The sequence below is a fragment of the Massilia phyllostachyos genome, from assembly GCF_021044825.1.
GTDB classification, from domain to species: domain Bacteria; phylum Pseudomonadota; class Gammaproteobacteria; order Burkholderiales; family Burkholderiaceae_D; genus Telluria; species Telluria phyllostachyos.
Genome location: NZ_JAJNOC010000002.1, coordinates 685,703 through 705,864, shown reverse-complemented (window position 1 = coordinate 705,864; position 20,162 = coordinate 685,703). Strand labels below are relative to the sequence as shown.

The window sequence follows — 20,162 nt, the reverse complement described above, 5'->3', positions numbered from 1 at the left end:
TGAGAAGTCGGTTGATGCAGCGTGGCTGCTAGGGTGGAAGATAGCCCGCTATTATACAGTGTTGCAATGCAGCGATGCATTCCACCCTCGGCATTCATTGTAGAACGGACATTTCTTGATCCGTAGGGAAGTTATCGGTATCGTAAGCGCTATATAAAGACAACAATTTGGGGAACGGAAAGCGAAGATGCAAGAGAATGCGAACCTGTCGGTCCTGATCGTGGATCCCAACCAGGGCATGCGCGGCAGCCTGCAGAACATGCTGAACCAGTCCGGCATCAGCAAGGTCGAGTCGGCGATCAACGCCAGCATGGCGATCAAGCAGCTCGGCAAGCGGGCCTACGACATCGTCCTGTGCGAGTACGACCTGGGCGGCCCCGGCGGCGACGGCCAGGACGGCCAGCAGCTGCTGGAAGACCTGCGCCACCACCGCCTGATCACGGCCTCGACCATCTTCATCATGCTGACTTCGGAAGGCGTCTACGACAAGGTCGTCAGCGCCGCCGAACTGACCCCGACCGACTACGTTCTGAAGCCGTTCACGGTGGAGGTGCTCGGCAGCCGCATCAAGCGCGCGCTGGAGCGCCGCACCGCCCTGCTCCCGGTCTGGCAGCTCGCCGCCCAGGGCAAGCCGATCGACGCGATCCGCGCCTGCACCACCGCGGCCATCGCCAGCCCGCGCTATGCGCTCGACTTCCTGCGCCTGAAGGCCGAGCTGCACGTCTCGGTCGGCGAGCACGCGCAGGCCGGCAGCATCTACCGCGACGTGCTGGCCGAGCGGCCGGTCGGCTGGGCCGGCCTGGGCCTGGCGCGCACGATGTTCGCGCAGGGCCAGGTCGAGCAAGCGCGCGAGGCCTTGGATGCGCTGGTGCAGGCCAATCCGCGCCTGATGGCGGCCTACGACCTGCTGGCGCGCTGCCACGAAAAGCTCGGCGCCGTGAAGCAAGCGCAGAAGGTGCTGGAAGACGCGGTGTCGATCTCGCCGCACATGGTGCGCCGCCTGCGTAAACTCGGCGAGGTCGCGCTGGAAAACGGCGACGCGCTGGCGGCCGAGAAGTCCTTCAAGCAGGTCGTCACCAAGGCCAAGTACTCGGAATTTCGCAACCCGGAAGACCACGTCAACCTGGTCAAGGCGATGGTCACGCGCGGCGACGTGCAGGGCGCGGGCGGCGTGATCCGCGACCTGGAACGCTCGATGCGCGGCAGCGCCGACGTCGACGCCTGCAAGTCGTATTCGAGCGCCCTGCTGCACGAAAGGATGGGCAACGTCAGCGCGGCCGTGGCCGAGCTGCAGATGGCGGCCAGCGCGGCGCGCACCAGCAATGGCCTGTCCTCGAACCTGCGCATCGGCCTGGCCGAGGCCTGCCTCGAACACCAGATGGACGAGCAGGCCTCGAACGTCCTGATGGCCGTGATGCACGACGTCTCCAGCCCGGTGAGCGTGGACGACGCCATGGGGGTGTTCGTGCGCGCCGGCCGCCCCGACCTGGCCGACGGCATGGGCGCCCAGCTGCGCGCGCAAGCCCAGATCCTGCTCGGCGTGGCCGACGAGAAGCGCAATATGGGCGACGTGCGCGGCGCGGTGCAGACCCTGCTGGAGGCGCTGCACATGGCGCCGGGGAACCTGCAGGTGATGGTAGCGGTGGCCGGCGGCATCCTGCGCCAGGTGAACGAGCTGGGGTGGGACCATACGCTCAGCGAGGTGGCGAACGAGCAGATCGAGCGGCTGCGGGCGCTGGATCCGAACCACCCGCGTCTGGTGGCGCTGACCAAGGAGTTCCTGGACGCGAAGCGCCGCTACGGTATTTCGACCTGAGGCCCAAGCACGTCGTTCCGGCGCAGGCCGGAACCCAAGTTTGCGTGCGTTACCAATGCGCTCGCAAAATTAGGCACCGGCCTGCGCCGGTGCGACGGTCTTGCGGTTAACAATAGGAACAGCGCGTTGCTGTATCATCCGGCACTCGCAACGAAAGCTGTCTATGCTCATCATCACCATCAAACAGGGCAAGGAAAAAGCCCTCCTCGCCGGCGACCCGTGGATCTACCTGTCGGCCATCGACAAGGTCGAGGGCAAGCCCCATGAACGCAGCAAGATCGGCGCCACCGCGCTGGTGCAGTCTTCCTCGCGCCAGTTCCTGGCCCGCGCCGCCTACAATGCCAAGTCGCAGATCGCCGGACGCGTCTGGACCCTGCGTGAAGACGAGCCGGTCGACCATGCGCTGATCAAGCGCCGCGTCCAGGCGGGCGTCGAGCGCCGCATCGAGGCCCTACGCAAAGCCGATCCGCAGGCGCTGGTCCAGCTGATCGACGGCGAACAGGACGGCCTGTCCGGCCTGCAGGTGCACAGCCATGGCGGCGCCTCGGGCTATCTGATCTGCCAGTTCAATGCCGGCGGCGTCGAGTTCTGGAAGATTCCGATCGTGCAGGCGCTGATGAAGGAAACCGGCTGCGCCAACGTCTACGAGCGCAGCGACAAGTCGATGCGCGACGCGGAAGGACTGCCGTTCAAGGCGCGCGTGCTGGCGGGCGAAGAACCGCCGCAGCGCCTGATGGTGCGCGACGGCGAGCGGCTGCTGCCGATGGATATCCGTACCGGTTTCACCTACCCACGCTGAGGAGATTCACAAGATGCCCCAATCGCCACGCTCCGCCCTTCTGCCCCTCCTGCTCGCCGCGCCCCTGGCCTGGGCCGACGCCGGCGTGACCAACGTCGTCGCCATCGACAGCGGCAAGGTTGCCGGGACGGTCGGCGACGGGGTGGCCAGCTGGAAGGGCATTCCTTACGCGGCCGCGCCGACCGGCGCCCTGCGCTGGCGCCCGCCGCAGCCGGTCGCGGCCTGGCGCGAGGTGCGCGATGCGTCCGCCTACGGCGCGGATTGCATGCAGCTGCCCTTCCCCAGCGACGCCGCGCCGCTTGGCACCACGCCCAGCGAGGATTGCCTGTTCCTGAACGTGTGGAAGCCGGCGGGCGCGAAAGCGAAACTGCCGGTGCTGGTGTGGATCCACGGCGGCGGCTTCGTCAACGGCGGCGCCTCGCCGCCGACCTATTCGGGCGCACCGCTGGCGCGCCAGGGGCTGCTGGTGGTCAGCATCAACTACCGCCTGGGACGCTTCGGCTTCTTCGCGCATCCGCAGCTGACGCGTGAGCATGCGGGCAAGACGCCGCTGGGGAACTACGGTCTGATGGACCAGCTGGCGGCGCTGCAGTGGGTCAAGCGCAATGCCGCGGCCTTCGGCGGCGATCCGAAGCAAGTTACCATCGTCGGAGAATCGGCGGGCGGCATGGCGGTCAACGCCTTGCTCACCTCGCCGATGGCGAACGGCCTGTTCGCGCGCGCCGTCGTGATGTCGGGTGGCGACGGCGGCATGCAGCCGACCACCCTGGTGTATGCCGAGAAGATCGGCCTCGCCTTCGCGGCCGGCAAGGGCATCCAGGCCGACGATCCGGCCGCGCTGAGCAAGCTGCGCGCCCTGCCGCCCGAGGCGGTGGTGGACGGCCTGAACCTCGCGAACTTCTCGCGCCAGGGGATGCCGACCTATCACGGGCCTTTCGCCGAAGGCAAGCTGGTGGTCGACGGCGCCGCCGCATTCGCCGAAGGGCGGTTCCAGAAGGTGCCGGTGATGATCGGCGCGACCAGTGCTGACATCGGCGGCAAGACCGGCTTCATGGTGGCCGGCGCGCGCAAGCTGGCCGGCTTGCTGGCCGACGCCGGCGCGCCGGTGTATGCCTACCGCTTCTCGTATGTGGCGAAGTCGATCGGCCAGCCGGGCGCGCAGCATGCGAGCGACATCCCTTACTTCTTCGACACCGTGGACGTGAAGTACGGCGCGCAGGCCGACGCCCTCGATATCGGCATGGGCAAGGCGATGAGCGGCTACCTGGCGAACTTCGCGAAGACCGGCAATCCGAACGGCGCGGCGCTGCCGGCCTGGCCGCGTCATACGCGCGCCGGGGACCAGATCGTCGACTTCGCAGCGGACGGCAAGCCGGTTGCGCTCAAGGATCCGTGGGGTGCGGAGATCGACGCGGCGTCCGGCAAGCGCTGAGGCGCGCGCTACTTGGGCCCGACGCCCTGGAACTTGTCCGGGTCGAAGTCGGCGATGTCGATCTTGCCGAAGTGGCGCGGCGGCTTGTAGGTTTTGGTCTTCATGTCGTCCGGGTTCGATGTGTGGAATGAGGACTCCTCGACCTCGACCAGTTGCCAGGTGTTGTCGCGTTTCGAGTAGGCGAAGCTGAAGCTGTTCGCCCAGCGCCAGTTGCTGCCCCCGTAGTGGCTGACCGAGAAACCCTTGGTGGACGCGGACAAGCCCTCGAACGGGTCGCCGAACACGCCGCCGCAGGAGCGGCAGAACGCCACCTTGCGATTCTGTTTCACCACCTTGAGCGCGCCTCCGGGCATGCGGATCGCAATCTTCAAGGTACGCACGCCTTCGTCATTGGTCTTCTTTGGCTCGACGATGAAGACGACGTCGCGTGTGCCGTCACCATTCAGGTCGGCGTATCCGTAGGCGAGGATCGATTCGTTCTCCGCCGCGAATGGCTTGAGTTCCCTGGGCACCTGGTTTGGGTCGGCAGCCTGGCCGAGGGCCAGGGCCGGAACGCACAGCATCAGGGGGAATAGTGATGAACGCATGATCTCCTTCCGCATGATCAGTCAGGGGCGCCGAAGCCGCCGCCGCCCGGCGTGTCGATGATGAATGCGTCGCCGGCCGCCATGTCGAGCTTTCCGACGTGGCCGATGGTCTCGACGCCGCCGTCCGCGCGCAGCACAGTGTTGCGTCCGCGTTCGCCGGGCGCGCCGCCGGCCATGCCGAACGGCGCGTGGATCCGGTTGTTCGACAGGATCGCCGCCGTCATCGGCTCCAGGAAGCGCACCTTGCGGGTGCCGCCGCTGCCCCCATGCCAGCGTCCTGCCCCGCCGGAGCCGTGGCGGATGGCGTAGCTCTCCAGCCGTACCGGGAAGCGGAACTCGAGGATTTCCGGATCGGTCAGGCGCGAGTTGGTCATATTGGTCTGGACCACGTCGGTGCCGTCGTAGCCTTCGCCCGCGCCCGAGCCGCCGGAGATGGTCTCGTAGTACTGGTAGCGCGCGTTCCCGAAGGTGAAGTTGTTCATCGTGCCCTGGCTGGCCGCCATCACGCCCAGCGCGCCGTAGAGGGCGTTGGTGATGCAGGTCGAGGTCTCGACGTTGCCCGAGACGACCGAGGCGGGATAATGCGGGTTCAGCATCGAGCCCGGCGGGATGATGACCTTCAGGGGTTTGAGGCAGCCGCCGTTCAGCGGAATCTCGTCGTCGACCAGGGTGCGGAACACGTACAGCACCGCGGCCATGCAGACGGCGGACGGCGCGTTGAAGTTGTTCGGCAACTGGGGCGAGGTGCCGGTGAAGTCGATCTCCGCGCTGCGTTCCAGCTGGTCGACGCGGATCGCGACCTCGATGCGCGCGCCGTTATCGAGCTCGATGCCGTAGCTGCCGTCCTTCAGTGCGGAAATTACGCGCCGCACCGCTTCTTCCGCGTTGTCCTGCACGTGGCCCATGTAGGCGCGCACGACGTCCAGCCCAAAATGCGCGACCATGCGATGCAGCTCCTCGACGCCCTTCTGGTTCGCGGCGACCTGGGCGCGCAGGTCGGCCATGTTCTGGTCGGGATTCCTGGCCGGATAGCGCCCGCTCGTCAACAGAATGCGAGCGGCATCTTCGCGCAGGATGCCGTCGCCACCGTCGACCAGCTTGAAGTTATCGATCAGGACGCCCTCCTGCTCGATGTGGTGCGAGTCCGGCGGCATCGAACCGGGCGTGGTGCCGCCGATGTCGGCGTGGTGGCCGCGCGAGCCGACGTAGAACAGAATCTCCTCGCCGGCCTCGTCGAATACCGGCGAGATCACGGTGACGTCCGGCAGGTGGGTGCCGCCGTTGTACGGGTCGTTCAGCACGTAGACGTCGCCGGCTTTCATCTTGCCCGCGTTCCTGCGCATCACGGTCTTGATGCTCTCGCCCATCGAGCCCAGGTGCACCGGCATGTGCGGCGCGTTCGCCACCAGGTTGCCGCCGGCGTCGAAGATGGCGCAGCTGAAGTCCAGGCGCTCCTTGATGTTCACCGAGTAGGCGGTGTTCTGCAGGCGCAGGCCCATCTGCTCGGCGATCGACATGAACAGGTTGTTGAAGATCTCCAGCATCACCGGGTCGGCGGTGGTGCCGATGGCGCGCCGCTCGGGCAGCGCCTCGACCCGCTCCAGCACCAGGTGGTTGCAGGGCGTGACCTCGGCCTGCCAGCCCGGCTCCACGACCGTGGTCGCATTCGCTTCGGCGATGATGGCCGGGCCGCGCACGACGTCGCCGGGCCCAATCGCTTCGCGCAGGTAGACGCCGGTGTCGTGCCAGGCGCCGCCACTGTACATGCGCACGGTTTCGCCGGCCTGCGGCCGGATCCCTTCCGACACCACGTCCGACCGGGTTTCGGTGGGCGCGTCCGAGCGCCCGATCGCTTCCACCGACACCGCCTCGACCACCAGGCCGCGCGCCGGCATCAGGAAGGAGTAGCGGCGTTTGTAGGCCTGTTCGAACGCCGCCTGCATCGCCGCCGGGTCGGCGAAGGGCACGACGATGGCGCAATCCGTGCCCTCGTAGCGCAGGTGCACGCGCCGGACCAGTTCGATGCGATCCTGGGCGACGCCCTGCTTGCGCAGGCTGTCCTGCGCATCCTGTCCCAGCACCGCCAGTTCCCGCGCCAGCGCGTCGCTTCCCAGTTCGGCCAGGCGCTGCTCGATGGCGCGCTCGCGCATCGCGGTCTGGTCGGCCAGGCCCATGCCGTAGGCCGACAGCACGCCGGCCAGCGAATGGATGAACACCGTCTTCATGCCCAGCGCATCGGCCACCAGGCAGGCGTGCTGGCCGCCGGCGCCGCCGAAGCTGGTCAGGGCGTACTCGGTGACGTCATGGCCGCGCTGCACCGAGATCTGCTTGATCGCGTTCGCCATGTTCCCCACTGCGATCCGGATGAAGCCCTCGGCCACCTCTTCCGGCGCGGGCGCGGCCCCGGAGCTCGCGCCGATCTCCTGCGCCAGCGCGGCGAAGCCGGCGCGCACGGCCTCGGTGTCGAGCGCGTCGATGCCCATCGGACCGAACAGGCGCGGGAAGTGCTGCGGCTGGATCTTCCCCAGCATGACGTTGCAGTCGGTGACCGCCAGCGGCCCGCCGCGCCGGTAGCTGGCCGGGCCCGGATTGGCGCCGGCGCTGTCCGGCCCGACGCGGTAGCGCGCGCCGTCGAAGTGCAGGATCGAGCCGCCGCCGGCCGCCACCGTGTGGATGCTCATCATCGGCGCGCGCATGCGCACGCCCGCGACCTGGGTCTCGAACACCCGTTCGAACTCTCCGGAATAGTGCGAAACATCGGTCGAGGTGCCGCCCATGTCGAAGCCGATCACGCGCTCGAAGCCGGCCAGGCGGCTGGCGCGCACCATGCCGACGATGCCGCCGGCGGGGCCGGACAGGATGCTGTCCTTGCCCTGGAAGGCGCGCGCGTCGGTGAGCCCGCCGCTGGACTGCATGAACTGCAGGTTCACGCCGGGCAGCTCGCTCGCGACCTGGTCGACGTAGCGGCGCAGGATCGGCGACAGGTAGGCGTCGACCACCGTGGTGTCGCCGCGCGCCACCAGCTTCTGCAGGGGGCTGACCTCGTGCGACACCGACACTTGCGTGAAGCCGATGCCGCGCGCGATGCGCGCCGCCTGCGCCTCGTGCGCCGTGTAGCGGTAGCCGTGCATGAAGACGATGGCGAGCGCGCGCAGGCCCTTGTCGTAGGCCGCCTGCAGCGCGGCGCGCGTGGCCGGCTCGTCGAGTTCGCGCACCACCTCGCCGTGGGCGCCCATGCGCTCGTCGACCTCGATGACGTCACCGTACAGCAGCTCGGGCAGCACGATGTGGCGGTCGAACAGGCGCGGACGGTTCTGGTAGGCGATGCGCAGCGCATCGCGGAAACCCCGCGTGATCGCCAGCACGGTCGGCTCGCCCTTGCGCTCGAGAAGCGCATTGGTGGCGACCGTGGTGCCCATCTTGACTGCCTCGACCTGGCCGGCCGGCAGCGCCTCCCCGTGCGCGACGCCGAGCAGGTGGCGGATGCCGGCCACCGCGGCGTCGCGGTACTGCTCGGGGTTTTCGGAGAGCAGCTTGTGCGTGACGAGCTGCCCGTCGGGCCTGCGCGCGACGATGTCGGTGAAGGTGCCGCCGCGGTCGATCCAGAACTGCCAGTCCATGATGCTGCTCCTGCGTATGCTGTCGATCCCGCTATTCTAGTCGCAGCGCGCGACCGGCTTGGCGAAAATGCACGACAATGCGGGGCATGGACAATCATCTTTACACCGTGGCGCAGTTGCGCGCCATCGAAACGGCGGCCTATACGGGCCTGCCCGCCGGGACCCTGATGCGCCGCGCGGGCGAAGCCGCCGCCCGCTACGCGCTCGAACTGCTGGGCGACCGGCGCGACAAGCCGGTGCTGGTGCTGGCCGGCCCCGGCAACAACGGCGGCGATGCGCTCGAGGCGGCGGCCAGGCTGGCCGACGCCGGAGTCGATGCGACCGTGCTGTTCCAGCCGGGCCAGCGCGAGATCTCCGAGGAAGCGCAGAGCGCGCACGAGCGCGCCCGCGCCGGCACCGTCGGCTTCATCGACATGCTGCCGCCCGATGGCGACTGGGGGCTGGTGGTGGACGGCCTGTTCGGCATCGGTCTCGCGCGCCCGATCGAGGGCGATTATCGCGAGATGGTCGACGCCGTCAACGCGATGCGCTGCCCGGTGCTGGCGCTGGACGTGCCGAGCGGCCTGGATGCCGACACCGGCGCCGTCGTCGGGCCGGGCGGCGTCGCGGTGCGCGCCAGCCACACCATCACCTTCCTGGGCGACAAGCCGGGCTTGCACACGCTGGATGGGCGCGATCACGCGGGACAGGTGCGGGTCGAGATGCTCGGTGTCGATCCCGCCCAGCTGCCGGCGCCAGTCGCTCGGCGCGGCGGCGCCGAACTGTTCGGACATTTACTCGCGGCGCGGCGCCACAACAGCCACAAGGGCAGCTACGGCGACGTCGCCATCGTCGGCGGTGCGCACGGCATGCTCGGCGCCCCATTGCTGGCCGCGCGCGGAGCGCTGCATGCCGGCGCGGGACGGGTGTTCGTCGCCATGCTGGACGCCGGCCCCGGCTACGACAGCGTGCAGCCGGAACTGATGCTGCGCCAGGCCGACGGCTTCGATTTCACCGGGCGCACCCTGGTCATCGGCCCCGGCATGGGCGACTCGGCGACTGCGATGCGCCTGCTGGCCAGGGCGCTCGACGGCGACAGCCCGCTGCTGATCGACGCCGACGCGATCAACCTGATCGGCGCCAGCCCCGACCTGCTGGCGCGCCTGGCCGGGCGCGCGGCGCCGAGCGTGTTGACCCCGCATCCGCTGGAAGGCGCGCGCCTGCTCGGCATGACGACCTCGGTGATCCAGGCCGACCGCCTGGAAGCGGCGCGCGAGATGGCGCTGCGCACGCGGGCGACCGTGATCCTGAAGGGGTCTGGGTCGATCGTCGCGCGGCCGGATGGAGAGATGGTGATCAATCCGACCGGGAACGCCGGGCTGGCGACAGCCGGCAGCGGCGACGTGCTGGCGGGGATCTGCGGCGCGCTGCTGGCGCAGGGCTGGCCGGCGTGGGAGGCGGCGCTCGGCGCGGCGTGGATCCACGGCGCCGCGGCGGACCTGCTGGTGGCGCATGGCATCGGGCCGATCGGGATGACGGCGGGCGAACTTCCTGCCGCTGCGCGCGCCGTGTTGAATCTGCTGGTGGCCGAGGTCTCTACGCCAAGCGGCCCGCCGCGATCGTGATCGTGCGGCCACAGCGCGCCGCCATCGCCGGATCGTGCGTCACCAGCACCAGCGTCGACCCACGCTCGCGATTGAGCTCGAACATCAACTGGATCACCTGCTCCCCGGTCGCCGCATCGAGGCTGCCGGTCGGTTCGTCCGCAAACAGCAGCGGCGGTTCGGTCACAAAAGCACGCGCCAGCGCAACCCGCTGCTGTTCGCCACCCGACAGATACTTGGGATAATGCTTCAGCCGGCTCGACAGCCCCACCCGCCCCAGCATCGCTTCGGCCTTGGCGCGCGCATCCGCGTCACCGCGCAGTTCGAGCGGCAGCATCACGTTCTCGACCGCGTTCAGGTGGGCCAGCAGCTGGAAGGACTGGAACACGAAGCCGAGCTTGGCCTTGCGGAATGCGGCGCGGCCATCCTCGTCGAGCGCGAAGATATCGGTGCCGTCGAGCACGACCTTGCCCTCGCTCGGCGTGTCGAGACCGGCCAGCAGGCCGAGCAGGGTCGACTTGCCCGAGCCCGATGCGCCGACGAGCGCGAGCGTCTCGGCCGCTCCCACGGTAAAATCGATGTTGTGGAGGATGGTGAGTTCGCCGCTGGCGTCCGCCACCCGCTTCGACAGTCCGCTGGCCACGATCGCCGGCGGCTGTTTCCCTCCCATCGCCACACCATTCTTGAACACCTCGGGGTTATCGCGCATGCCGGTTTTTCACTATCTTAAAAAGTTGTTCGTGATTGCTTGCCTGATGCTGGGCGCAGCGGCGAGCGCCTATTCTGCACCAAAAACCGTACTGGTGGTGGGCGACAGCCTGTCGGCCGAGTACGGGATCACGCGCGGCGCCGGCTGGGTCGCCCTGCTCGACCAGAAACTCAAGCAGCAGAAGATCCCCGCCACCATCGTCAACGCCAGCATCAGCGGCGAAACCACGATCGGCGGACGCACCCGCATGCCGGCCCTGCTGGACCAGCACAAGCCGGACATCGTGGTCATCGAACTGGGCGCCAACGACGGCCTGCGCGGCCTGCCGGTGGCCGCGGCCGAAAGCAATCTGCGCGCGATGGTCGGCATGGCGCAGGAAAAGAAGGCGCGCGTGATGCTGGTCGGGATGCGCATGCCGCCCAACTACGGGCGCGCCTATACCGAGAGCTTCTTCAATATGTTCAAGAAAATCTCGACCGAGACCAGGTCGCCGCTGGTTCCGTTCATGCTGGAGGGCGTGGCCGACAAGCCGGCCCTGTTCCAGCAGGACCGCCTGCACCCGCTGGCGGCCGCCCACCCCATCATCCTGAATAACATCTGGCCGACGTTTTCAAGCCTCCTGAAGAAACAATGAAATACCCTGCCGTCCTGAGCTTCGCCGACATCCTCCCCGAGCTCGATTCCTTCGACACCATCATCGACGCGCGCAGCGAGTCCGAATACGCGCTCGACCGTATCCCCGGCGCCATCAACGCGCCGGTGCTGGACGACGCCCAGCGCATCCGCGTCGGCACGCTGTACAAGCAGACCGGCTCCTTCGAGGCCAAGCGCGTCGGCGCGCCGCTGGTGGCGGCCAACATCGCGCGCCACATCGAGACCCTGTGGGCCGACAAGCCGCGCGAGTGGAAGCCCCTCGTCTACTGCTGGCGCGGCGGCAACCGCAGCGGGTCGATGGCCCACATCCTGGCGAAGATCGGCTGGCCGGTGGTGCAGCTGGAAGGCGGCTACAAGGCCTACCGCGCGCACGTCGCGAGCAGCCTGGAACAGCCGCCGGCGCTGGACTTTCGCGTCGTGTGCGGCACCACCGGCAGCGGCAAGAGCCGCCTGCTCGAGACCCTGGACGGCATCGGCGCCCAGGTGCTCGACCTGGAGAAGCTGGCCGCCCACCGCGGCTCGGTGCTCGGCCACCTGCCGCACGAACCGCAGCCGAGCCAGAAGTGGTTCGAGAGCCAGGTCTGGGACCTGCTGCGCCGCTTCGATCCAGCCAAGCCCGTGTTCGTCGAATCCGAAAGCAAGAAAGTCGGCAACCTGCGCGTGCCCGACGCCGTCATGGCGCAGATGCGCGCCGCGCCCTGCATCGCGCTGAACCTCTCGCGCGAGAACCGCGTGCGCCTGCTGATGGAAGACTACGAGCACTTCTGCGCCGACCCGTCGGCCCTGAACGGCCAGCTGGCGCACCTGGTCCAGCTGCACGGGCGCGAGCGAATCGCGGCGTGGCAGGAGATGGCCACCAGCGGGGCGATGCCCGAGCTGGTGGATCAGCTCTTGTTGCAGCATTACGATCCGGCGTATCTGAAGTCGATCGACCGGAACTTCGTGGAGTATCCGAAGGCGCAGGTGCTGGAGCTGGGGGATATTTCGAAGGATGATTTCGAGGCCGCCGCGAGAAAGCTCCACGCAGCGTGAACAGCAGGTCTGCCACCTTTCACCCGTGACGCGTTGACGTCATGCGCGCCACTGGCGCCCGTGACTTCCGGCGAAGGCCGGAATCCAATCCCGTCGCGTGCCACCTGCCTCACGCGCAGCGAATACGCACGCAAACTTGGATCCCGGCCTGCGCCGGGATGACGTGCCGAGGTCCGTGGGGAATGAAAGCGGCTGTGGTCCATCGATCCCAGACCTAAGAACAAAAAGCCCGGCCTGCTCACGCAGCCGGGCTTTTTCACGACCAGGTCGTCTTACTGCGCGTCGCTGCGCACACCCAGCTGCGACGGCGTCACATTCACCTTCGCCTTGGCCTTGGTCTTGAGCGACTCCACGAAGTTGTACATCTCCGCCTGGCCCACCAGCTGGCCGATCTGCTGCTGCTCCTGGGTGCGGCGGGCCGCGTCCGGGGTGGCGGGCTGGGAGACCTTGCCGATGCGGTAGACGCCGTAGCCCTGGCCCGGCACTTCCACGCCGACGTAGGCCGGCAGCTTGCTCACGTCCGCCTTCAGCACCGCGACGGCGGCCGTGGTGTTGATGGTCGGCTGCTTGGTGCGGGCCACGACGGTGGCGGCGCCGAAGCCGGTGGCGTCGCCGGAGGCCTTCACGGCGGCCAGCTTCTGCTCGCCGGCGGCGCGCGCCATGCGGCTTGCTTCTTCCAGGGTCACGCGCTGGCGGATCTGGGCGTCGACTTCAGCCAGCGGACGCTTGGTGGCCGGCTTGAACTCGACCACGCGGCCCGAAATCAAGACGCTCGGCGACACTTCGACCGCTTCGGTGTTGCGCTTGTTCTTCACCGCATCCACACCGAACAGCGCGGTGAGGAACTTCTCGTTGTTGAACGGCGCGGTGGCCAGCGCCGGATTCGGCTTGCGGGTCAGCGCATCGACGGTCTCGATCTTCAGGCCCAGCTTGTCGGCGACGGGTTTCAGGCTCTCCGACTGCTCGTACACCATATTGGTGAAGACCTCGGCCATCTCCGAATACTGCTTCGACATCTTCTGCTTCTTGAGGTCGGCCGCGATCTCGGCCTTTGCGTCCGCCAGCGGCTTTTGCGCGGCCGGTTTCAGCGCGGTGACCTTGATGATGTGGTAGCCGTACTCCGACTGCACCAGGCCGCTCGTCTCGCCTTCCTTGAGCGCGTAGATGGTGTCCTCGACCGGCTTCACGAAGGCGCCCTTCTCCACCACGCCCAGGTCGCCGCCCTGCGCGGCCGAGCCCTGGTCCTGCGACTGGGCCTTGGCGATCTCGGCGAAGTTGGCTGGGTTCTTGCGCACGTCGGCCAGCACCGCTTCGGCCTTGGCCTTGGCGGCGGCCTGGTCGGCCGGCTTGGCGTCGCGCGCCAGGTTGATCAGGATGTGGCTGGCGGTGCGCTGTTCCGGCGTCGTGTAGACCTTCAGGTTCTTGTTGTAGTACTCGTTGATCTCGGCGTCGCTGACCTGCACCTTGGAAGCCACGGCGTCCGCGTCGAACACGACGTACTCGGCCTTCACCTGTTCCGGGATCGTGAACAGGGCGGCGTTCTTGTCGTAGTAGGCCTTGACCATGGCGTCGGTCACCTGCACTTGCGGCAGGTATTGCGCGATCGGGAACACCAGCTCCTGGACTTCGCGTTCCTGGTCGTTGATGTCCGACAGGCGGCTCGCCATGCTGCGCGGGGCGAAGGCGGTCTGCTGGATCGAACCCACCAGCTGCTGCACGGTCATGTCGCGGCGCAGGCGCTGGTCGTACATGCTCGGGGTCAGGCCCTGGGCGGCGAGCAGCGACTTGTACTGCTCCATGTCGAAGCTGCCGTCGGGCTTGCGCAGGCCCGGGATGTCGGAGATCTGGCGCGCGATGGCGGCGTCGCCCACGGTCAGGTGGCTGGCCGCGATTTCGGCGTTGACGGCGCGTTCGGCCACCAGGTTGTTCAGGATCGCCTGCTTGGCTTCCGGGGTCTCGAACATCTTCTGGTCGAACTGCGCGCCCATCATCTGGCGCGCCTGGTCGATCTGGCGGCGCTGGGCTTCTTCCCATTCCTGCTGGGTGACCTTCTGGCCGGCCACGGTCGCCACGCCGGCGGCGGCGTCGCCCCGGTTCTGGTAGCTCTCGACACCGACTAACACGAACGACGGCAGGATGATGACGAGCAGCAGCCCTTGCATCACGCGCTTGTTGTTACGGACAAAATCAAACATGGTCAGCCATTCAAGGTTGAAAATGCTTTAACAGCACAGGTTAAAAAAAAAGGCGAACTCGCGTTCGCCTCTTCTCGTCTTCCGAGGCCCTTGCAAGCGTCGGATCTTACTGAATTCTGGCGGAGCGGACGGGGCTCGAACCCGCGACCCCCGGCGTGACAGGCCGGTATTCTAACCAACTGAACTACCGCTCCAGATTCATGTTGTGGATGTTGGCGGAGCGGACGGGGCTCGAACCCGCGACCCCCGGCGTGACAGGCCGGTATTCTAACCAACTGAACTACCGCTCCAACAAATATCAACTACATTGCACTGCCCCTTTCGGGACACTGCCTCTGCATGTCACTGCAGAGAAGGCATTAGTTTACAGCATCTTTCAGAGCTTTACCAGCCTTAAATTTGGGAACCTTCGCAGCCTTGATCTTGATCGGTTCCTTGGTGCGCGGATCGCGGCCGGTACGCGCCGCGCGCTCGCCGACGGTGAAGGTGCCAAAGCCGACCAGCGTGACGCTGTCATTCTTTTTCAGGGACTCGGTCACGGCGCCGATCATGGCGTCGAGCGCGCGCGTTGCCGAGGCCTTGGTAATGTCCGCGGACTTCGCGATTTCTTCGATCAGTTCTGTCTTGTTCACTCTATCCCTCGTTCGTTCGTTTGACGCCGCGGCGCCTACTTGCAAAAGTGCAAGCGCGTATTAAACAAGGGCAACTTTGGGATGTCAAGCGAGATGCGTTGGGGGTGGGACGTTTAGGCGTGGGCGTGCTAGCACGATGGGATCCCGGCCTCCGCCGGGATGACGTTGGCAAAGGGACGAGGATTGAATATTCCGCGGCTTTGCTATAGCCACCGCAGGCAAGACCGTCGCTCCGGCGCAGGCCGGAGCCTAAGTTCGCATGCGTGCCAACAGCCCAAAAAAACAGGCGCCCTCAGGCGCCTGTTCTTCAATCAGGATAGATCCCTATCAGTGCTTGACCACTTCCGTCGCCCCTTCCGCAGGTGCCGGCGCAACCGCCACCGTGGCCGGCACGTCCGCCAGCGCTTCCGGCTGGCGCTCGAGCGCCACTTCCAGCACCTTCTCGATCCAGCGCACCGGCACGATCTCGAGCTTGTTCTTGACGTTGTCCGGGATCTCGGCCAGGTCCTTCACGTTCTGCTCGGGGATCAGGACCGTCTTGATGCCGCCGCGATGCGCCGCCAGCAGCTTTTCCTTCAGGCCGCCGATCGGCAGGACTTCGCCGCGCAGGGTGATCTCGCCGGTCATCGCCACGTCGGCGCGCACCGGGATGCCGGTGAAGGCCGAGACCAGGGCGGTGGTCATGCCGATACCGGCCGACGGACCATCCTTCGGCGTCGCGCCTTCCGGCACGTGGATGTGGATGTCGGTCTTCTCGAACGTCTCCGCCTTGATGCCGAAGCGCTGTGCGCGCGAACGGACCACGGTGCGGGCCGCCTCGATCGATTCCTTCATCACGTCGCCCAGGGTGCCGGTGCGGATGATGGCGCCCTTGCCCGGCACGTTGACGGCTTCGATCGTGAGCAGGTCGCCGCCGACTTCGGTCCAGGCAAGACCCACCACCTGGCCGATCTGGTTTTCCTTCTCGGCCACGCCGAAGTCGTAGCGGCGCACGCCCAGGAACTTGTCCAGGTTCTTGCCGTTCACGAGAATCTTCTTCTCGCCCTTGGTCAGCAGCAGCATCTTGACGACCTTGCGGCAGATCTTCGAGATCTCGCGCTCGAGCGAACGCACGCCGGCTTCCCGGGTGTAGTAGCGGATGATGTCGCGGATCGCCGATTCCTCAACCTTGATCTCGCCTTCGCGCAGGCCATTGTTCTTGATCTGCTTCGGCAGCAGGTAGCGCTGCGCGATGCTGGTCTTCTCGTCCTCGGTGTACCCCGACAGGCGGATCACTTCCATCCGGTCCAGCAGCGCCGGCGGGATGTTGAAGGAGTTCGAGGTCGCCACGAACATCACGTCCGACAGGTCGAAATCGACTTCGACGTAGTGGTCGCTGAAGGTATGGTTCTGCGCCGGGTCCAGCACTTCCAGCAGGGCCGAGCTCGGATCGCCGCGGAAGTCCGCGCCCATCTTGTCGATCTCGTCGAGCAGGAACAACGGGTTGCGCACGCCGACTTTCGACAGCGACTGCAGCACCTTGCCCGGCATCGAGCCGATATAGGTGCGGCGGTGGCCGCGGATCTCGGCTTCGTCGCGCACGCCGCCGAGCGCCATGCGCACGTACTTGCGGCCGGTCGCGCGGGCGATCGATTCGCCCAGCGAGGTCTTGCCCACGCCCGGAGGACCGACGAAGCACAGGATCGGGGCTTTCAGCTTATCGACGCGCTGTTGCACCGCGAGGTACTCGAGGATACGTTCCTTGATCTTGTCGAGGCCGTAGTGATCCGATTCCAGCACTTGCTGGGCTTTTTCCAGGTCAATGGTGACCTTGGACTTCTTCTTCCACGGAAGACCAACCAGGGTATCGATGTAGTTGCGCACGACGGTGGCTTCGGCCGACATCGGCGACATCATCTTGAGCTTCTTGATCTCGGCTTGCGCCTTTTCCAGCGCTTCCTTCGGCATCTTGGCTGCGATCACTTTCTTCTCGAGCTCTTCGATGTCGGCGCCGTCTTCGCCCTCACCCAGTTCCTTCTGGATGGCCTTGACCTGTTCGTTCAGGTAGTACTCGCGCTGCGATTTTTCCATCTGGCGCTTGACGCGGCCGCGGATGCGCTTCTCGACCTGCAGGATGTCGAGTTCGCCTTCAAGCTGGCCGAGCAGGTGCTCGAGGCGCTTGGCGACGTTGAAGATTTCCAGGATGACTTGCTTCTGCTCGAGTTTCAGCGGCAGATGGGCGGCAACGGTGTCGGCCAGGCGGCCGGCGTCGTCGATGCTGGCCAGCGAAGCCAGGATCTCGGGCGGGATCTTCTTGTTGAGTTTGACGTACTGGTCGAACTGCTGGACGATGGCGCGGCGCATCGCCTCGACTTCGGAGTCGTCGCCGATTTCCGAGCTCAAGGGGGTCAGCTCGGCGGTAAAGTGGGTCGCGCCGTCAAGGATGGTATCGATGCGCGCGCGCTGGGCGCCCTCGACCAGCACCTTCACGGTGCCGTCGGGGAGCTTCAGCATTTGCAGAATATTGGCCACGCAGCCGATCTCGTAGATGTCGGCGGCGGAGGGTTCGTCCTTGGCGGCGGCCTTCTGGGCGGCCAGCATGATGCTCTTGCCCTGCTCCATCGCGGCTTCCAGGGCCTTGATGGATTTCGGACGGCCGACAAACAGAGGTATCACCATATGCGGGAACACGACCACGTCGCGCAGCGGCAGGAGGGGCAGCGTCGTTTGCTCGGTTAATTTCGAAGTTGTCATGGCGTACCTTATAAAAGCGTGTTGCTGAACTTGGGCGCTCGCCGCGAATATTACAAGACCGCGGCGGAAATATTTTCTACGAAGTAAAAGATAAGCAATTTACTGAAAATATAGCCGTTCCTATAAAAACCCGATTTTCAAAAGAAAAAGCCACCGCGCGAAGCATCCGCGAGTGGCTTTTCGATTGAAGCCCGGTTCTTATTGGATTCTAGTGTACTCGCAAGAATCCGTACGGCAAGACTTTTGTTGCAACTGTGCAGGGCTTTTTTAATTCTCCCCAGATGCCTTGGCCGACTCGCTGTAAATCAGCAAAGGTTTTGCGCCATTCGTGATCGTATTTTCATCGATAACGACCTTGACGACGTTTTGCTGGCTCGGCAATTCGTACATGACATCCAGCAGCGCGTGCTCGAGAATCGAACGCAGGCCACGGGCGCCGGTTTTACGGGCCAGCGCCTTGCGCGCGATCGCGTGCAGGGCCGCAGGACGTATTTCGAGTTCGGCGCCTTCCATTTCAAGCAGCTTCGAGTACTGTTTGATCAGGGCGTTCTTCGGCTCGATCAGGATCTGGATCAGCGCCTCTTCGGTCAGCTCGTTCAGGGTGGCGACCACCGGCAGGCGGCCGACCAGTTCCGGAATCAGGCCGAACTTGATCAGGTCTTCCGGCTCGGCATCCATCATGATCTCGCTGGCCGCGCGCTCGGTCTGGCTCTTGACGGTAGCGGCGAAGCCGATGCCGCTCTTTTCCGAACGGTTCTGGATGATCTTCGCCAGGCCGTCGAAGGCGCCGCCGCAGATGAACATGATGTTGGTCGTGTCGATCTGGACGAAGTCCTGGTTCGGGTGCTTGCGGCCGCCCTGCGGCGGCACCGAGGCCATGGTGCCCTCGATCAGTTTCAGGAGCGCCTGCTGCACGCCCTCGCCCGAGACGTCGCGGGTGATCGACGGATTGTCGGACTTGCGCGAAATCTTGTCGATCTCGTCGATGTAGACGATGCCGCGCTGCGCCTTGTCCACCTCGTAGTTGCAGCTCTGCAGCAGCTTCTGGATGATGTTCTCGACGTCCTCGCCGACATAGCCGGCTTCGGTCAGGGTGGTCGCGTCGGCGATCACGAAGGGGACGTTGAGCATGCGCGCCAGGGTCTGGGCCAGCAGGGTCTTGCCGGAGCCGGTCGGGCCGACGAGCAGGATATTGCTCTTGGCCAGTTCGACTTCGTCCTTCTTGCCCAGGTGCTTGAGGCGCTTGTAATGGTTGTAGACCGCCACCGACAGGATACGCTTGGCCGTCTGCTGGCCGATCACGTACTGGTCGAGCAGTTCGGTGATTTCGTGCGGCGTCGGCAGGTCGGACTTCGCGCCCGCCACCGACTCGACGTTGGAGGTCTCGTCGCGGATGATGTCGTTGCACAGGTCGATGCATTCATCGCAGATGAACACCGACGGTCCCGCGATCAGCTTTTTCACTTCGTGCTGGCTTTTTCCGCAGAAAGAGCAGTACAAAAGTTTTTCGCCGCTGGAGGATTTTTTGTCAGACATGGGGGCAGGTTATCTTAAGAGATTGCAATGAATATAACGCGATTACGGGTACGCAACAAGTGCGCACACGGACATGCTACCCGAAATAAAAACGAAACGCCCGAACACGTTTTGCGCCCGGGCGTTTTTTGGCAACACCTTTGACGGCGTCGCAACGCGCGCGATTACGCGCGGTTCGTCAGCACGCGGTCGATCATGCCGTATTCGACAGCCTCTTCGGCCGACATGAAGCGGTCACGGTCGGTGTCGCGGTGGATCTGCTCGATGCTCTGGCCGGTGTTTTCCGACATGATGCGCGCCAGGCGCTCACGCAGGTACAGGATTTCCTTGGCCTGGATCTCGATGTCCGAGGCCATGCCCTGCGAACCTCCGGACGGCTGGTGGATCATGACGCGCGAGTTCGGCAGCGAGAAACGCTTGCCCTTGGTGCCGGCGGCCAGCAGGAAGGCGCCCATCGAGGCGGCCAGGCCGGTGCACAGGGTCGAAACGTCCGGCTTGATGAAATTCATCGTGTCGAAGATCGCCAGGCCCGCCGAGACGGAACCACCCGGCGAGTTGATGTACAGCGAAATGTCCTTGTCCGGATTTTCGCTTTCCAGGAACAGCATCTGGGCCACGATCAGGTTGGCCATCTGGTCGTTGACAGGGCCGACCAGGAAGATCACGCGCTCTTTGAGGAGGCGCGAGTAGATGTCATAGGCGCGCTCGCCGCGGCCGCTCTGCTCGACGACCATCGGCACGAGGCCGAGTGCTTGGGTATCCAATGCCGGATGATGAATCATGCCTGTCTCGTTCCTTGTAAAAATGGGTTGAAGAAAAAACCGGCCCTTGCGG

Annotated in this window: 14 protein-coding genes and 2 tRNA genes; 6 read left to right on the top strand and 10 right to left on the bottom strand. The window is 65.7% G+C overall.

Annotated features, from left to right (window positions below; genetic code table 11):
• Positions 1 to 187: 187 nt before the first annotated feature.
• The 3 genes from LQ564_RS10095 to LQ564_RS10085 all read left to right on the top strand — a co-directional run bounded on the left by LQ564_RS10095 (position 188) and on the right by LQ564_RS10085 (position 4,047).
• Positions 188 to 1,816, top strand: a complete 1,629-nt coding sequence (locus LQ564_RS10095) for a tetratricopeptide repeat protein (RefSeq protein WP_231057962.1) — start codon at positions 188 to 190, stop codon at positions 1,814 to 1,816.
• A 163-nt stretch (positions 1,817 to 1,979) separates the two neighbouring features.
• A complete protein-coding gene (locus LQ564_RS10090; RefSeq protein WP_231057961.1) occupies positions 1,980 to 2,615 on the top strand; it encodes a class I SAM-dependent rRNA methyltransferase in 636 nt (211 codons plus the stop codon).
• A gap of 13 nt (positions 2,616 to 2,628) precedes the next feature.
• Positions 2,629 to 4,047, top strand: coding sequence for a carboxylesterase/lipase family protein (locus LQ564_RS10085; protein WP_231057960.1), 1,419 nt, complete (start codon positions 2,629 to 2,631; stop codon positions 4,045 to 4,047).
• An 8-nt stretch (positions 4,048 to 4,055) separates the two neighbouring features.
• Here the strand turns inward: LQ564_RS10085 and LQ564_RS10080 are convergent, their stop codons facing one another.
• Positions 4,056 to 4,634, bottom strand: a complete 579-nt coding sequence (locus LQ564_RS10080; protein ID WP_231057959.1) for a hypothetical protein — start codon at positions 4,632 to 4,634, stop codon at positions 4,056 to 4,058.
• Between the two features lie 17 nt (positions 4,635 to 4,651).
• Complete coding sequence (locus LQ564_RS10075; protein ID WP_231057958.1) at positions 4,652 to 8,254, bottom strand: hydantoinase B/oxoprolinase family protein; 3,603 nt, start codon at positions 8,252 to 8,254, stop codon at positions 4,652 to 4,654.
• Positions 8,255 to 8,340: 86 nt separating this feature from the next.
• On the opposite strand from LQ564_RS10075, the gene LQ564_RS10070 reads away from it, so the two are divergent.
• Complete coding sequence (locus LQ564_RS10070; protein ID WP_231057957.1) at positions 8,341 to 9,858, top strand: NAD(P)H-hydrate dehydratase; 1,518 nt, start codon at positions 8,341 to 8,343, stop codon at positions 9,856 to 9,858.
• Here the strand turns inward: LQ564_RS10070 and LQ564_RS10065 are convergent.
• On the bottom strand, positions 9,830 to 10,546 hold the full coding sequence (locus tag LQ564_RS10065; protein ID WP_371873457.1) for an ABC transporter ATP-binding protein: 717 nt from the start codon (positions 10,544 to 10,546) through the stop codon (positions 9,830 to 9,832). The two genes, LQ564_RS10070 and LQ564_RS10065, sit on opposite strands and share 29 nt — an antisense overlap.
• Here LQ564_RS10065 and LQ564_RS10060 point away from each other — a divergent pair.
• Both LQ564_RS10060 and mnmH read left to right on the top strand, forming a co-directional pair.
• Positions 10,545 to 11,180, top strand: coding sequence for an arylesterase (locus LQ564_RS10060; protein ID WP_371873456.1), 636 nt, complete (start codon positions 10,545 to 10,547; stop codon positions 11,178 to 11,180). The two genes, LQ564_RS10065 and LQ564_RS10060, sit on opposite strands and share 2 nt — an antisense overlap.
• Complete coding sequence (gene mnmH, locus LQ564_RS10055; RefSeq protein WP_231057956.1) at positions 11,177 to 12,232, top strand: tRNA 2-selenouridine(34) synthase MnmH; 1,056 nt, start codon at positions 11,177 to 11,179, stop codon at positions 12,230 to 12,232. The genes LQ564_RS10060 and mnmH overlap by 4 nt, the downstream gene beginning before the upstream one ends.
• 272 nt (positions 12,233 to 12,504) lie before the next feature.
• Here mnmH and LQ564_RS10050 read toward each other — a convergent pair whose 3' ends face one another.
• The 7 genes from LQ564_RS10050 to clpP all read right to left on the bottom strand — a co-directional run bounded on the left by LQ564_RS10050 (position 12,505) and on the right by clpP (position 20,110).
• Positions 12,505 to 14,427 (bottom strand): SurA N-terminal domain-containing protein, encoded by a 1,923-nt coding sequence (locus tag LQ564_RS10050; RefSeq protein ID WP_231057955.1) that lies wholly within the window; start codon positions 14,425 to 14,427, stop codon positions 12,505 to 12,507.
• Positions 14,428 to 14,544: 117 nt separating this feature from the next.
• A tRNA-Asp gene (locus LQ564_RS10045) sits at positions 14,545 to 14,621 on the bottom strand.
• A 19-nt stretch (positions 14,622 to 14,640) separates the two neighbouring features.
• Positions 14,641 to 14,717, bottom strand: a tRNA-Asp gene (locus LQ564_RS10040).
• Positions 14,718 to 14,786: 69 nt separating this feature from the next.
• Positions 14,787 to 15,059: an HU family DNA-binding protein gene (locus LQ564_RS10035; RefSeq protein ID WP_231057954.1), complete on the bottom strand. Its 273-nt coding sequence runs from the start codon at positions 15,057 to 15,059 to the stop codon at positions 14,787 to 14,789.
• 327 nt (positions 15,060 to 15,386) lie between these two features.
• Positions 15,387 to 17,792, bottom strand: coding sequence for an endopeptidase La (gene lon, locus LQ564_RS10030; protein ID WP_231057953.1), 2,406 nt, complete (start codon positions 17,790 to 17,792; stop codon positions 15,387 to 15,389).
• A 267-nt stretch (positions 17,793 to 18,059) separates the two neighbouring features.
• Complete coding sequence (clpX, locus tag LQ564_RS10025; protein ID WP_231057952.1) at positions 18,060 to 19,328, bottom strand: ATP-dependent Clp protease ATP-binding subunit ClpX; 1,269 nt, start codon at positions 19,326 to 19,328, stop codon at positions 18,060 to 18,062.
• 164 nt (positions 19,329 to 19,492) lie between these two features.
• Complete coding sequence (gene clpP / locus LQ564_RS10020) at positions 19,493 to 20,110, bottom strand: ATP-dependent Clp endopeptidase proteolytic subunit ClpP (RefSeq protein WP_269143483.1); 618 nt, start codon at positions 20,108 to 20,110, stop codon at positions 19,493 to 19,495.
• Between the last annotated feature and the right edge of the window lie 52 nt (positions 20,111 to 20,162).